At 64.8% G+C, this 13,833-nt stretch carries 13 protein-coding genes; 9 read left to right on the forward strand and 4 right to left on the reverse strand.

All coding sequences use genetic code 11. The annotated features are described in order from the left end of the window. Positions 1–13 precede the first annotated feature (13 nt). From SVXhr_RS11530 to SVXhr_RS11540, 3 genes are all read left to right on the forward strand, one after another. The gene (locus SVXhr_RS11530) at positions 14–397 is read left to right on the forward strand and encodes a hypothetical protein (RefSeq protein WP_275737343.1); all 384 of its coding nucleotides are present in this window, start codon (positions 14–16) and stop codon (positions 395–397) included. A gap of 201 nt (positions 398–598) precedes the next feature. After that, positions 599–964, forward strand: coding sequence for a helix-turn-helix domain-containing protein (locus SVXhr_RS11535; RefSeq protein ID WP_275737344.1), 366 nt, complete (start codon positions 599–601; stop codon positions 962–964). A 71-nt stretch (positions 965–1,035) separates the two neighbouring features. Beyond that, positions 1,036–1,293 (forward strand): hypothetical protein, encoded by a 258-nt coding sequence (locus SVXhr_RS11540; protein WP_275737345.1) that lies wholly within the window; start codon positions 1,036–1,038, stop codon positions 1,291–1,293. A 119-nt stretch (positions 1,294–1,412) separates the two neighbouring features. On the opposite strand, the gene SVXhr_RS11545 is transcribed toward SVXhr_RS11540, so the two are convergent. The 4 genes from SVXhr_RS11545 to SVXhr_RS11560 form a co-directional block, all read right to left on the reverse strand. Further along, complete coding sequence (locus SVXhr_RS11545) at positions 1,413–2,291, reverse strand: hypothetical protein (RefSeq protein WP_275737346.1); 879 nt, start codon at positions 2,289–2,291, stop codon at positions 1,413–1,415. A gap of 101 nt (positions 2,292–2,392) precedes the next feature. Beyond that, complete coding sequence (locus SVXhr_RS11550) at positions 2,393–3,313, reverse strand: dihydrodipicolinate synthase family protein (RefSeq protein WP_275737347.1); 921 nt, start codon at positions 3,311–3,313, stop codon at positions 2,393–2,395. Positions 3,314–3,559: 246 nt separating this feature from the next. Beyond that, positions 3,560–4,627, reverse strand: a complete 1,068-nt coding sequence (locus SVXhr_RS11555) for a phosphotransacetylase family protein (protein WP_275737348.1) — start codon at positions 4,625–4,627, stop codon at positions 3,560–3,562. Between the two features lie 96 nt (positions 4,628–4,723). Then, entirely contained in the window at positions 4,724–6,817 is a 2,094-nt protein-coding gene (locus SVXhr_RS11560; RefSeq protein ID WP_275737349.1) for an acetate--CoA ligase family protein, read from the reverse strand. Positions 6,818–7,064: 247 nt separating this feature from the next. On the opposite strand from SVXhr_RS11560, the gene SVXhr_RS11565 reads away from it, so the two are divergent. From SVXhr_RS11565 to SVXhr_RS11590, 6 genes are all read left to right on the forward strand, one after another. Further along, positions 7,065–7,610, forward strand: coding sequence for a hypothetical protein (locus SVXhr_RS11565; protein ID WP_275737350.1), 546 nt, complete (start codon positions 7,065–7,067; stop codon positions 7,608–7,610). 193 nt (positions 7,611–7,803) lie between these two features. Next, a complete protein-coding gene (locus SVXhr_RS11570; protein ID WP_275737351.1) occupies positions 7,804–8,985 on the forward strand; it encodes a redox-regulated ATPase YchF in 1,182 nt (393 codons plus the stop codon). A gap of 12 nt (positions 8,986–8,997) precedes the next feature. Next, complete coding sequence (locus tag SVXhr_RS11575; RefSeq protein WP_275737352.1) at positions 8,998–9,396, forward strand: hypothetical protein; 399 nt, start codon at positions 8,998–9,000, stop codon at positions 9,394–9,396. Between the two features lie 488 nt (positions 9,397–9,884). Next, complete coding sequence (gene gfo6 / locus SVXhr_RS11580) at positions 9,885–10,964, forward strand: D-xylose 1-dehydrogenase Gfo6 (RefSeq protein ID WP_275737353.1); 1,080 nt, start codon at positions 9,885–9,887, stop codon at positions 10,962–10,964. A gap of 131 nt (positions 10,965–11,095) precedes the next feature. Further along, the gene (locus SVXhr_RS11585; RefSeq protein ID WP_275737354.1) at positions 11,096–13,423 is read left to right on the forward strand and encodes a DEAD/DEAH box helicase; all 2,328 of its coding nucleotides are present in this window, start codon (positions 11,096–11,098) and stop codon (positions 13,421–13,423) included. A 33-nt stretch (positions 13,424–13,456) separates the two neighbouring features. Further along, the gene (locus tag SVXhr_RS11590) at positions 13,457–13,621 is read left to right on the forward strand and encodes a hypothetical protein (RefSeq protein ID WP_275737355.1); all 165 of its coding nucleotides are present in this window, start codon (positions 13,457–13,459) and stop codon (positions 13,619–13,621) included. The last annotated feature ends 212 nt before the right edge of the window (positions 13,622–13,833 follow it).

Genomic DNA, 13,833 nt, shown 5'->3' on the forward strand with positions numbered 1-13,833 from the left:
GGGAGTACCTACGATGGAACGTCACGACACGAAACTCGAAGACGAGGCGCTGTTGATCGAGTGGGACGACGAGTGGGTCGAGATCGGTCCCCTCGACGCGGTACTCGATCTCTTCGACGGGGAGACCTACGAGATCGAGTACGACGACGCCCAGTCGAAGGTCCCGTGGCTCGAAAGCGACCTTGAGGACAACACGCTGTCCTTCGACGTCGTCGAGACCGTGACGGACATGGACTTCGACGACGAGTTCACCGAGGAGGTCGTCGAAGCGCCACTCGATTCCGAGGGCAACCAGGGCCACCCGCTCCGGACCGAGACCTTCGTCGCGAAGATGATCGAGATCTGGGAGGCCCAGGGTGCGAGCGGCGAAGGCGAGGCACTGGGCTCCGGGGAGTGATCCAGCGAACGGACGTCGAAAGCAGTGTTTTCTCGAGCAGTGTGACGCCGTCGGATCAGACCGAATCGGGTTCGATCGCCGCCGTCGCGTCGAGGTCCTCGATGCGTTACCATCCGGTCAGTTCGGCTGGCGCTTGAAGCGGCCAATCACTCGACCCATATCATTATTACTCTCGATGACGTGTATTTACGTACGGTTACAATGCCCGTCGATTTCAAGAATTATCACCCAACCGATCTCCCGGAGGAGGACACCAACGGGCGTCTAATACTGGAATATCTCGCGAGCAATCCCGACCTCGGCTTTCGTCCGAGCGAGCTCGCCGAGGAACTCGACATCCCGCACGGGAGCGTCGGGACGACGCTTCGCCGGCTCGAAGACCGCGGACTCGTCCGTCACAAGGGCGAGTACTGGGCCATCAACGTCGAGGCGTACGACGCCCAGACCGCCAGCGAGATCGGCCTCCAGGCCGTCGCAGAACAGTTCGAGGGCGACTACTACGACCGGAACGACGATTGGGACGCAGACCTCCCCGATCTCGACGCCGAAGAGACAGTCGACGAGTGATGTATCGACGGGGAACCATTGTCGTCGCGTCAGACCCATTCGGAGACACGCCTCACCGACCGTATCTGATCGTGAGCGACGAGACCCATCCCTTCGCCGGGGAACAATACATCGCGATCGGAATCTCGACAAAGCAATACGACGAGTCGATTCCCATCGCAGACGAAATCGTGGAAGGCGCTCTGGATCGCGAGTCGTTCGTCGCTCCGTGGGCAGTCGTATCCCTGCGTGAGACGAACGTCGAACGAGCAGTCGCTCGGGTTGGGGCTGCAGTCACTGAAACAGCAGTACGGCAAATGGCTGGCTTTGCTGGCTACCGGACGGAATGAGACTCGTCACAAAATCCGCATTCCAGCACTGTCCGAGCCACTGAGAGCATTTTGAACCGACGCAAAGGTCACGATTTCCCAGAAAAGTCCGTCTGTCGTGTCGAATCACCCCCTGCCGATCAGATCGCGTCGGGTTCGATCGGCGCCGTCGCGTCCAGCTCATCGACACCGTCTTCGAGCGTCCACGTCTCGACGTGGGTGACGGTCTCGCCGGGCTGGACAGTCTGAATCGGGGCGAGGGATTCGAGTTCCGTCACGTAGTCGTCCGTGTAGACCTCGGTGTCGCTGCCCAGATCGGGGTAGGTCGCCTCGGGATCGTGGGCGAAATCCTTCCGGAAGGCGTGGCCGTCGTTGAGATAGGCGAGCCAGCCGTCGCCGGCCGCGGTCCCGATCTTGGTCTCGCCAGCGCCGTCGGGATCCTGCTCGAGGTAGAGATACTCCTCGCCGAAGGAGAGGCGGTCGTCGGCCAGGGTCGCGTAGGGCCACAGCTGGATCGAGCGATCGGGCAACAGCGATTCGGGATCGGCCTGGGGGGTGAAGGGAATGACAGCCGTTCCGTTGCCCTTCATCACCGTCAGTGCCCAGGGGGCGAACTCGACCGGCCACTGGCCGGCGTTGGTGAGTTCGTGGGTCACCTCGACGGACGCGCCCGTCTCGGCCATCCGGACGGTCATGGCCTTGGCGACGTTGTCCTCGCCCGGCGACTTTTCGAGTCGGACCCCATCGTCGAGGAGATCGACCGCGACCGGGTCCAGATCCGGGGTGTAGGTTCGCTCGCGGTCTTCGGGGGCATGCCAGAGGCGATGACCGCCCAGTAGCGGCCACTCGTCGCGGACCTCCTCGAAGAGATGGAACTCGTTGGGGCCGTCGACGAACCCGAACTCGGTGATCCGCGGGCCGATAGTTGTCGGCGCGAGCAACTCGATCGTGCCGTTGTCGACGGCGACGGCGTCGTCCCAGCGGTCGTGCGTAACGCGTTCGACGGTTACCTGACTCATGTGATCTCGACGTGTATGGTCCCACGACGGATCCATAATAGTTCTGATAGAGTCCGGGGACTGAGGTCCCAGGACGCCAGCCGACCGCCGGGCCGCTCGCCCTACAGCAACCCGATCGACGCCAGTTCCTCGACGAACGCCGCGGTCTCGGCATCGTCCATCGTCCGCAGGGGATCCCGAAGCGGCCCGGGGTCGAATCCAACATCGCGTTCGGCCAGCGCCGTCTTGACGCCGGCCATGTACGGCCCGCGATCGAACGCGTTCACGACGTCGCGGACGGTCTCCTGAAGCGCCTGGGCACGGGCCGCGTCGCCGTCGTCGAACGCCTCGTAGAGTTCGACGACCAGTTCCGGGAACGCGTTCGAGACCGAGCTCACGACCCCGGAACACCCGAGTTCGAGACCAGCATACAGGAGTGCGTTGTGTCCGGCGAGTACCGTCAGGTCGGGGTTGTCCGCCAGCACCTGTCCGAGCCACGGGACGTCGCCGCTGGTATCCTTCAATCCAGCCACGCCGTCGATGTCGGCGATGTCAGCCATCGCGTCCGTCGAGAGGTGATTGCCAGTCAGCGGCGGGATGTGATAGACGTACACCGGGCGATCGACCGCGTCGGCGATCCGCCGATAGTGGTCGACGGCCGCCTCGGCCGCAAGCGGGAAATAGAACGGCGTGACGACGACCAGGCCGTCCGCGCCGGCCGCGACCGCGCGTTCGGCGTGCCGGACCGTCTCCCGGGTGCCCGGCGCACCGACGCCGGCGATGACGGGCACCTCGTCACCGACAGCGTCGACGACCGCTTCGACGACCCGCTCGCGTTCGCCCGCCGAAAGCAGCGGGAATTCGCCGTTAGTGCCCAGCGGGAACACGGCGTGGGCACCGTGTTCGACGACGAACTCGGCGTGGGCCGCCGTCGCGGCCTCGTTTACCGTCTCGTCGTCATGAAACGCCGTGATCGTCGGTGGGATGACGCCGTGGAGATCGAGTGGGTCCGCCGGTCCCGAGGATGGAGCGTGCGTCGGCATGTACGCGGATTCCGGAGGTCCGATAATAAGGCCTGGGATGGAACGCAGTCGGTCGGCGACGGGAGAGTAGCGACTGGTCGGTCGAGTTCTCGCCAAAGGGTAACGGGGGGGAACCCCGCGTGTGACACTACGGAGCCGTCTGGCTCCGGTTGTGCGTATGGTCTACATCACTATAAGCGCACAGGACGTTATCAGGGATGGAAACAAACGGCAAATGGCGCCGGAGATCGACTATAGCGCCCGGTTTCACTCGTCAGTGCCGATGAGGGCGTCGATGTCGGCGTGGTCGTCAAGCAGCGTCCGCATCCGGTCGACGGTAGCCGCACTGCGGGTCGGGCCGGTCTGGAGGAGGTCCTCGGTGCGGTCGATCACCATACGCGTGTCCGACTGGAGCAACAGGAGCGGGACACCTTCCTCTTCGGCCCGACCGATGATGGCGCTTGACGGCCGGAAGCCGCCGCCGAGGATGATCGCTTTGATCCCCGAGGCGTCCAGGGCGGCGGTGACGATCTCCGGGCGGTCACCGCTGGTGATCATTACGGCGTTTTGCATCCGGCGGAACTGGGTGAGCGCACTTTCAGCGGACATCGCGCCCACAGTAAAGCGCTCGACGAACAGATCGGTCCCGGCATCGGAAGTCAGGACCTCCGCGCCGAGTCGCTCGGCCAGGTCGTCGACGGTGAGTCCGGCGAGTTCCTGGACCCGCGGGACGACGCCCAGCACGGGGATGTCGTGGTTCTCGAGGAACGGGACGACGTCCGTGGTTAGCTGATCGAACGCCGCGTCGGGGACGGCGTTGAACAGGACGCCGGCCAGCGAATCCCCGAGCGTCTCGGCGGCGGCGAGGATGTCGTCGACGTCCTCCGGTTCGTCGTATCTCGACAGCAGGACGACCTTGGCATCGATCATCTCGGCGATGTCGGCGTCCGTCAGGTCGACGATGCCGCCGGTGGTGAGTCGGTCGGTTCCCTCAAGGACCATCATGTCCCGTTCACCGGCCATCTTCTCGTAGTTCTCGAGCACACGATCCCGGAGTTCCTCGGGTTGCTCACGACCCTGGATGGCCTCCTGGACGAAGGTCGGCGTGTAGACGATCGGCTCGAGTTCGTGCATCTCCGAATCGAGCCCGAGCAGTTCCCGAGCCAGCATCGGATCCTCGTCACGGGTCTTGCCCGTCGCACTCTGGAGACGGGTCCCCTTGGGTTTCATGTAGCCGACGCTGTGACCAGCCGCGTCCGCGAGTTTCGCGATCGCGAGCGTAACTGCGGTCTTGCCGGTCGCTTCTTCGGTCGAGGTGACCAGGATCGGGTCCATGTCAATGCCTTTCGTAGGGCACCGATTTTAAAGTTCCTCCTAGTCGAGGACCTTGCCACTACTTCGAAAGAAAAGCGATCCCCCGATGGGAGGCGGTTACAGCGCTTCCTGGTCGACGGTCGCCCGGATGTCGACCGCTACGACGCCGTCTGGCGTCGCGACCAGCGGGTTGATATCGAGTTCGAGGATCGCGGGGAAGTCAGTGACGAGTTTCGAGATGCGCTGGATCGTCTCGACGACACCGGCCTCGTCCACCGGTTCGCGACCACGCGCACCGCGAAGCAGCGGCGCGGAGTCGATCTCGTCGATCATCTCCTCGGCCTCGGGTTCGGAAACGGGCGCGACCCGGAAGGTGGCGTCTTCGAGCACTTCCACGAAGATGCCGCCGAGCCCGAACATCACCAGCGGGCCGAACTGCGGGTCGCGATTGATCCCGACGATGGTTTCGGTCCCCGCGTCGAGGTCGGCCATCTCCTGGACCTGGACGCCGAGGATGGTCGCGTCGGGCTGGTAGTTTCGCGCGCGGGCGATCAGATCATCGTAGGTGCTTGCGACCTCGTCGTCCGGGACGGCGACCTCGACGCCGCCGATGTCGGACTTGTGCAGGATGTCCGGGCTGACGATCTTCATCACGACGTCGCCGTCGATTTCCTTTGCGGCTTCGACGGCTGCGTTCTTATCCGAGACGATGGCCCCGTCCGGTGTCGGGATGCCGTAGGCCTCGAGCAGCTCCATAGCCTCGACGCCGAGCTTGTTGGTGTCCCGTTCCTTCGTACGTTCGAGGATCTCGCGAGCGCGCTCGCGATCGACATCGAATGCTTTGGGCTCGGCGTACTCGTGTTGCTGGATCTCGGCGTACTCACGGAGCGCATCGAGGCTGTTGACGCCGCGAGCGGGGTCGAAGTACGACGGGATCCCGGCCTCGCCGAGCATCTCGGCGGGCACTTCGGCCGTCTCGCCGCCCATGAGACTTGCGGCCATCGGGACGCCGTACTCCTCGTGTTTCTCGATCATGACCTCCGCAAGGTTCTCGAAGTCGATCGACTGCGGCGAGGAGACGACGATGACCGAGCCGACGTTCGGGTCGTCGAGGACGATGTCCAGCGCCTGTTCGTAGGTTTCCGCGGAGGCGTCACCGAGGACGTCGACGGGGTTGAAGATGTTGGCCTCCGACGGCATCGCTTCCTCGAGCTGTTCGAGTGACTCATCGGTGAACGACGCCATCTCCAGGCCCGAGTCGCCGATCGCGTCGGTCGCCATGACACCGGGGCCGCCGGCGTTGGTGACGATGGCGATGTCGTTGCTCTCGGGCATCGGCTGGTCGCCGAGGATGGTTGCGTAGTCGAACAGTTCCTGGACGCTGTTGGCCCGGATGACGCCGGCCTGTTCGAGGCCCGCCTCGTATGCGCGTTCGCTCCCGGCGATGGCTCCCGTGTGGGAGGCCGCGGCCGAGGCCCCGGCTTCCGTCCGCCCGGACTTGACGGCGACGATCGGTGTGTCTTTGGTGACTTCGCGGGCGGTATCGATGAACTCCCGGCCGTTCTCGATGTCCTCGAGATACCCGAGAATGACGTCGGTATCGGGATCGTCCCCCCAGTAGTCGATGAACGACCCTTCGTCGAGGACAGCTTTGTTGCCAAGCGAGACGATGTCGTTGAACCCGACGTTGTGATCGCCGGCCCAGTCGAGGACCGCCGAGATGAACGCGCCGGACTGGCTCATAAAGGAGATGTTGCCCGGGATGGCCGATTTCTCGGTGAACGTCGCGTTCATCCCGACCGACGTCGAGATGACGCCCAGGCAGTTCGGCCCGACGAGGTTGATGTCGTACTCCTCGGCGATCTCCTTCATCTCGTGCTCGCGCTCGACGCCCTCGCTGCCGGACTCGCCGAAGCCGGCGGTAATCACGGCGGCGTCCCGGATGCCGGCCTCGCCCGCCTGACGAAGCACGTCGTTGACGATTCCCGGCGGGACGACGACGATCGCCAGTTCGACGCCATCGATCTGTGTGAGGTCGTCATAACAGTCGAGGCCGAACACTTCCTCGGAACTCGGGTTGACCGGCACGACGTCACCCTCGTATCCGTCGAGGAGATTCTCCATGATAGCACGCCCGACGGCGCCATCGCTTTCGGTCGCTCCGACGACAGCTACCCGTTCCGGCGCAAATAACGTATCTAACTGGCCCATCGTATCTTCTCAGAGTTGGGTATCGCGGGGGAAATATTTACCTGAATCGTCGCCGTCTGTGAGTGAGTGACGTGGGAATACATCGCCTAGAGGGGGTCCTACGCCCCGGAATTGCGGGTCCCGCCCAGCCAGTATATCATGGTCATTTGTGATCGGGGGTCGACGACTCGGCCCCGACGGCCGTCGTCACGCGGGATCGGCGGTGACAGCTCGCACATTTATGTGACTGACTCCCCAACCGAGTGGTATGTCAAGTCAGTCCGATCGGGCGGGTCTCCCCCAGCTCTTGAGGGAACTCACGAGGTCGCTTTCGGCCCTCCAGCGTGATCTCAAGGCCGAGCGGCGGGGCCGAGGTCGGGGGCTCGACCGGCTGCTTCGGTTCACGGCCGACGTGACCATCCCCGCAGCCATTCTGGTACTTGAGACGAACATCAGAACGCTTCGGCTGTTACAGCGAACGCTCCGGATGGTCGAGGATTCCGAGACGGACGGAGACACAGGGGCCACTGCGAGCGAGGATGTCGCGTCCGTCGGCCGGTCGGTCGTCGATCGGCTCGACGAGGCCCTCGAAGACGTCCAGTCAGCCGTCGAGGACTCGAATCTCGACGACCGGACGCGACAACACCTCTCGGAAGCCCGGACGCTCAACCAGCAACTCGAAGACCGCCTCCAGGAGCGCTCCGAGAGCGAAGCAAACCCGGAGGCGAGCGTCGACGTCGAGGCCGAACTCCAGTCGATCAAAGACGAACACGACGACACGAACGGTAACGGGTCCGATCCAGAGGGTGAGTGAAGATCCGCTTCTGAGACCATCGAACGCATCGCGTTCGAAGGGCCGTATCGAGACAGTCCCCGGGCGACCCACTCGACAGCGCGGCGAGGCGGACCGATCGGACCGCGAACCGCCCCGCGACGTTCAGTGTCAGTCGCTACCCACCCAACGGCAGACCGAAAGTGGGAAAGTCCCGAGTGGGGTAGCCAGTAGCATGCTCTCGCTCGCACTTGCCGGGAAGCCAAACGCCGGCAAGTCGACGTTCTACACGGCGGCGACGATGGCCGACGTGGACGTCGCCAACTACCCGTTCACGACGATCGACGCCAACCGCGGGGTGAGTCACGCCCGGACACAGTGTCCGTGTCTCGATCTCGACGAACGGTGTGGTAACGATCGCTGTCACGACGGCAAGCGATACGTCCCCGTGGAACTGCTGGACGTCGCGGGGCTGGTCCCGGGCGCCCACGAGGGGCGCGGCCTCGGCAACCAGTTCCTGGACGAACTGACCGACGCCGACGCGATCCTCCACGTCGTCGACGCCTCGGGAGCGACCGACGAGGAGGGCGAACCCGTCGAAATCGGCGAACACGATCCCGTCGAGGATCTGGACTTCATCGAAGAAGAGATGGATCTGTGGCTCGCCAGCATCATCGAGCGCAACTGGGAGACGGTCGAGCGCCGCTCCCGGTCGCCGGATTTCGACATCGACGAGGCGCTCTCGGAGTTTCTGACTGGGGTCGGCGCGACGGAACTCGACGTGGCCCGGACGCTCCGCGAACTGGAGTACCCTGAAGATCCCCTGGCCTGGACCGACGAGCATCGTGAATCGCTGGCGAGCGAGATCCGGGCGCGAACCAAGCCGATCATCGTCATCGCGAACAAGGCTGACGTCGCCCCGCCGGAGAACATCCAGGCGCTCAAGGAGCGCAACGAGGCGACGATCCCGGTCACCGCCGACGGCGAGCTCGCGCTCCGGCGGGCCGTCGAGGCGGACATCGTCGAATACGATCCCGGTGATCCGGACTTCGAGATCACCGGCGAGATCAGCGACGACCAGGAAGCCGGACTCGAACGGATCCGCGACGTGATGGAGTCTCACGGCGGGACGGGCGTCCAGAAGGCGCTGGACACGGCTGTCTACGAAGTGCTCGATCAACTAACGGCCTATCCGGTCCAGGACGAAACCCACTGGACCGACGGCCAGGGCAACGTCCTGCCCGACGCCCATCTCCTGTCGGACGGCTCGACACCTCGGGACCTGGCCTACGCGGTCCACTCGGACATCGGGGAGGGCTATCTCCACGCCGTCGACGCCCGCGAAAAGCGCCGGATCAGCGACGATACCGAACTCGAAGAGGGCGACGTGATCAAGATCGTCTCGACCGCGAAGTGAGCGGTGATTCCGATGGACGTGACGACAGTCCCGCTGACGGCGGTCCGACCCAGTCAGTGTTATCTCAACGCCGAGAAGGTCGCCGCCGTCGCCGAGCGGGTCGACGGCGAGGTGTTCGATCCGGGGCCGCTGCCCGTCTATAATTTCGATGGCGAGCACTACCTGACCGACGGGCACACCCGGGCGTTTGTCGCGCATCTGACTGGGCGCGAACGTTTGGGCGTCACCTACGACGTGAACCTCGCCGCTGACGCGTCGCTTCCCGTCTACCGCGAGTGCATCGAGTGGTGCAACCGGGACGGAATAGAGACGATCACGGACCTCACGGGGCGGGTCGTCGGTCCCGGGACGTATCAAGCGGAGTGGATCGAGCCCTGTCAGGCGATTGCAGCGCGGATCGAAGCGGAGTGAGCGAGACACGCCCGACCCACATCAAGACGAGCCACAGAAACGCGCCCGAAGCGACCCGCGATCCGATCGCCGAGGACGGCGGTGAATGATTTTTGCGGGACGGCGGTGTACGGAGCCGAATCGACCGGTTCGGTATATGTACGTTTGGCGTCAACTGCTGACCTTGAGACTGTCCACTGGGTTTACATGCCACCGATGCGTGATTCGTACCGGGTCGACGACGTGACCCCGTCATCGACCCGGACGGTCACGCCTCGATCGTCTGTGTGATGCTCACGTCCCACCGTGGCTCGCCCGCCGCGGTGAATCCGGACGAATGTCGTCGTCCGATGCCATCAATTGCCGCCCGCCGGGTCCCCCAACCCGGTACGTTCTCACTTCGGGCGTGTGTCTGTACGGAAAGCCGACGCCTCCCGGAAGACTGTCTAACGACGACGGGTCCGTCGTCCAACGACAGCGTATTTGCTCGGCCGGCCTGAACAGGGGATATGGATCTCACGGAGCACGTTTCGGATTTCGCGCGCCGCGACTGGGAGCGTTACGACGGGGAAGAGACCGTCCGATTCGCGCTGATCGGGGCCGGCTGGTTCACCCGCGAGTGGGCGCTGCCCGGCATCGAGCGAGCCGACCACACCGAGGCGACGGTCGTGGTCGACGTCGATCGCGAGCGGGCGGAGGGACTCGCCGCCGAGCACGGCCTGACCGCGCTCACCCCCGAAGCGTTCCACGACGGCGTCGCCGAGTCCGAATACGACGCCGTCTACGTCTGTACGCCGAACGCGACCCATCTGGAGTACGTCGAAACCGCGGCGGCGTTCGGCAAGGACGTGCTCTGTGAGAAACCGATGGAAGCCAGTGTCGACCGGGCAGCCGAACTCGTCGAAGCAACTCGGGAAGCCGGCGTCTCGCTGATGGTCGGCTACCGGATGCACCTCGATCCGGTCGTCCGCCGCTCGAAGGAACTCATCGAGGCGGGCGCGATCGGCGACGTTGTGCAAGTCCACTCCAATATGTCCCAGCGGATGGTCGCCGAGTTGGAGGGTGATGCGAGCGAGCAGTGGCGACTCGACCCCGACCTCGCGGGCGGCGGCGCGATGATGGACATCGGGATCTACCCGCTGAACACGACGCGGTTCCTGCTCGACGCTGATCCGGAGCGGGTCTCCGCCGAGACCGGTTCGACCCACGGGGCGTTCGCCGACGTCGAGGAGCGCGTCGCCGTCCGGGCGACGTTCGAGGGTGGGGTGCCCGTCGTCTTCACTGCCAATCACAACGCCTACCACGACAGCTTCCTCCGGGTGACCGGGACGGCGGGCCAGGTCATCATCGATCCCGCCTATTTCGAGCGTGAGCCCCGCGACATGGAGGTCAGGCTCGACGGCGAGCGCCACGCCATCGACGTGACGGACGTCCACCAGCTCGAGGAGGAATTCGCGTACTTCGCCGACTGCGTGCTGGCCGGTCGCGAGCCCGCACCCGATGGCGAGCACGGACTGGTGGACATGCGGGCGATCGACGCGATCTACGAATCCGCCGAGATCGGCGAGACGGTACGCGTCGAGACATAACGGTTCGATCAAGACGGACCGGCACGTATCGGTCGGTATGTCTGCTTATTTGAAGCCGAAACGGGAGGAATACAATACGCACCCGTGATCACGAGCACAACCGTTAGGACGACGGAACCACAAGCGAGCGCGTGGACGACCTCCTCGCCTGGCTTCGTGAGCGCCCGTACTACGAGGGACAGATCGTCGACGAGCGACGCTTCCCCGGCCGCGAGGCGACCTACGGCGACCTCGACGTGCCCGATCGCCTCGCCTCGGCGCTCGAAGACGAGGGTGTCGATCGATTTTATCGCCATCAGGCCGACGCGATCGCGGCCGTCCGCGGCGGCGAGAACGTGGTGCTGGCGACGCCGACCGCCAGCGGGAAGAGCCTCGCCTACACCGTCCCCGCGTTCGAGCGGGCGATGGACCACGTGGGGACGACGCTGTATATCGCGCCGCAGGTCGCACTCATCAACGACCAGGCCGAGACGCTCTCGGATCTCGCTCATGGACTGGGCTTCGGGTCGCGGGTGACTGTCGATCGCTACACCGGCCGACTCTCCCAGTCCGAGAAGGAGACCGTCCGCGAGCGCCAGCCGACGGTGCTGCTCACGACGCCGGACATGCTCCACTACGGGATCATGCCCCACGCCCACCGGCTGTGGGACTGGTTCTTCGAGCGCTTAGAGACGATCGTTATCGACGAGGTCCACGCCTACCGCGGCGTCTTCGGCAGTCACGTTTCGCTGGTCTTGCGGCGGCTGAACAGGCTGGCCGAGCGGTTCGATGCCGATCCACAGTACGTCTGCTGTTCGGCCACCATCGGCAACCCGGTCGGCCACGCTGCGACGGTGACCAACCAACCCGAACCCTCGTTTCGGCTGCTCACCGAGGACGACAGCGCGACCGGCCCGCGGCAATGGGTGGTCTGGAACCCGCCCGAGAAACGGGGTGGCGGGGGCCACGGACAGCGTCGGTCCCACCACGTCGAGGCCAAGCGGCTGTTCGCCGATCTGGTCCAGCGCGGGTTACAGACGGCCGTGTTTACGGGTTCCCGGCAGGTGGCCGAGCGCTACGCGACCGAGAGCGAGCGGGAGCTCCGCGAGCGCGGCGAGGGGGAACTGGCGACGAAAATCGGGGCCTATCAGGCCGCGCTGACGAGCGACCGCCGCCGGGAACTGGAGGCGGGCCTGCACGACGGGTCCATCCGGGGCGTCTGGACGACGAGCGCACTCGAACTCGGGGTGGACGTCGGCGGGTTGGACGCCGTCATTCTTGATGGGTACCCGGGCACGCGCATGGAGACCTTCCAGCGGGCGGGGCGGGCGGGCCGGGGCGAGGATCCAGCGCTGGTCGCGCTGGTGACCGGCGAGGACCAGCTCGACCAGTACGTCGCCCGCCATCCCGAGGCGCTGTTCGACCGCGAGCCCGAGCAGGCGCTGACCAACCCCGCAAACGACCAGATCCTCCCGGATCACGTCCGATCGGCCGCCCGCGAGAACTGGCTGTCGCCGGGCGACGATCGCCACTTCGGCGAGACGTTCCCGGATGTCGTGGCCGACCTCGAATCTCGGGGCGACCTGGAGCGCCGGACGACCGACGCCGGGACGCGGTGGCTCTACGACGGCGGCGGCAGTCCAGCCCACGAAACCAGCCTGCGGAGCGCCGACGACCGGGAGATCAAACTGCGCGAACGTGGCTCGAACGACGTGATCGCATCGCTGCCCTTCGGCGACGCCCTGCGGGACGCCCATCCGGGGGCGATCTACCACCACCAGGGGACGAAATACGAAGTTGTGGACCTCGATCTGGATCACGACGTGGCGACGCTGGACCGGACGTACGCCGATCAATACACGCGTGTCCTCCACGAGAAGACGATCACCGTCGAGGACGACCTTCGGGAGAGGCCCTTCCCCGGTCGGGAGGACGTTCCCGTTCGCTTCGCGGATGTGACCATGCGCAAGCAGATCACGGGCTTCGAGCGCCACGACGCCCGCTCGGGCGAGGCGATCAGCCGGGAGTCCCTTGACGTTCCCGAGACGAGCTTGCGGACCCGGGCGCTGTACTACGCCCTGCCGCCGGATCTGGAGGGGAATCTGCGGGCGAACGGCGACTTCCCGGGCGGAATTCACGCCGCCGAGCACGCCATGATCGCGACGATGCCACTCTCCTTTCTGTGTGATCGACGCGACATTGGGGGCCTGTCGACGCCCCATCACCCCCACACCGACCGGAGTACGATCTTCATCTACGACGGCTATCCGGGGGGCGTCGGGATCGCGGAAGCCGGCTACGAATCGATCGGTGACCTGGCGGCGACGACGCGGGAACTCGTGGCGGACTGTGACTGTGAGGACGGGTGTCCGGCCTGTGTCCAGTCACCCCACTGCGGGAACGCGAACGACCCGCTCGACAAGGATCTCTCGATCGAACTGCTGGACGCGCTGATCGGGAAGCAGGGTTCGACAGACTAAGGTTCCAAGTAACTGGCTACCGTATGGATCCATATGTCGACCGGCAACGCCAGAAAAGACGTCGAGTGCCGTTGCACGCGGTGTCAGTACAACAATAACGGAAGCTGTGGCTACCAGGGGCGCATCCTGATCAACCAGAACGGCGAGTGTGAAGTCATGGAAACGGGCTTCGGTGGCGATCGCGGGCCGTTCGGGTAGTCGAAACGAATCGGCGCTGTCCAGTTTCCGATCCGAGCCTGGCTGGGACTATCACGTTCATCGAATCGGTGATCGATCGACTACGCCAGCTTGGCATATAAAAAAGGACTTTGATCACCATGCAATAGTTGTTTTATTGAGGGGATAGACGTGTAGATGCTGGAGAATACATTCGGCACCGGCATCCGATTGCCCCCACCCGGATGCCAGGG

This window comes from Halorhabdus sp. SVX81 (assembly GCF_029207715.1).
Classification (GTDB): Archaea; Halobacteriota; Halobacteria; order Halobacteriales; family Haloarculaceae; genus Halorhabdus.

What these genes read in the sequence shown, in the direction of transcription:
- SVXhr_RS11530 (WP_275737343.1), top strand. Translation starts at nt 14, where the DNA reads ATGGAACGTCACGACACGAAACTCGAAGACGAGGCGCTGTTGATCGAG.
- SVXhr_RS11535 (WP_275737344.1), top strand. Translation starts at nt 599, where the DNA reads ATGCCCGTCGATTTCAAGAATTATCACCCAACCGATCTCCCGGAGGAG.
- SVXhr_RS11545 (WP_275737346.1), bottom strand. Translation starts at nt 2,291, where the DNA reads ATGAGTCAGGTAACCGTCGAACGCGTTACGCACGACCGCTGGGACGAC.
- SVXhr_RS11550 (WP_275737347.1), bottom strand. Translation starts at nt 3,313, where the DNA reads ATGCCGACGCACGCTCCATCCTCGGGACCGGCGGACCCACTCGATCTC.
- SVXhr_RS11555 (WP_275737348.1), bottom strand. Translation starts at nt 4,627, where the DNA reads ATGGACCCGATCCTGGTCACCTCGACCGAAGAAGCGACCGGCAAGACC.
- SVXhr_RS11560 (WP_275737349.1), bottom strand. Translation starts at nt 6,817, where the DNA reads ATGGGCCAGTTAGATACGTTATTTGCGCCGGAACGGGTAGCTGTCGTC.
- SVXhr_RS11565 (WP_275737350.1), top strand. Translation starts at nt 7,065, where the DNA reads ATGTCAAGTCAGTCCGATCGGGCGGGTCTCCCCCAGCTCTTGAGGGAA.
- SVXhr_RS11570 (WP_275737351.1), top strand. Translation starts at nt 7,804, where the DNA reads ATGCTCTCGCTCGCACTTGCCGGGAAGCCAAACGCCGGCAAGTCGACG.
- SVXhr_RS11575 (WP_275737352.1), top strand. Translation starts at nt 8,998, where the DNA reads ATGGACGTGACGACAGTCCCGCTGACGGCGGTCCGACCCAGTCAGTGT.
- gfo6 (WP_275737353.1), top strand. Translation starts at nt 9,885, where the DNA reads ATGGATCTCACGGAGCACGTTTCGGATTTCGCGCGCCGCGACTGGGAG.
- SVXhr_RS11590 (WP_275737355.1), top strand. Translation starts at nt 13,457, where the DNA reads ATGTCGACCGGCAACGCCAGAAAAGACGTCGAGTGCCGTTGCACGCGG.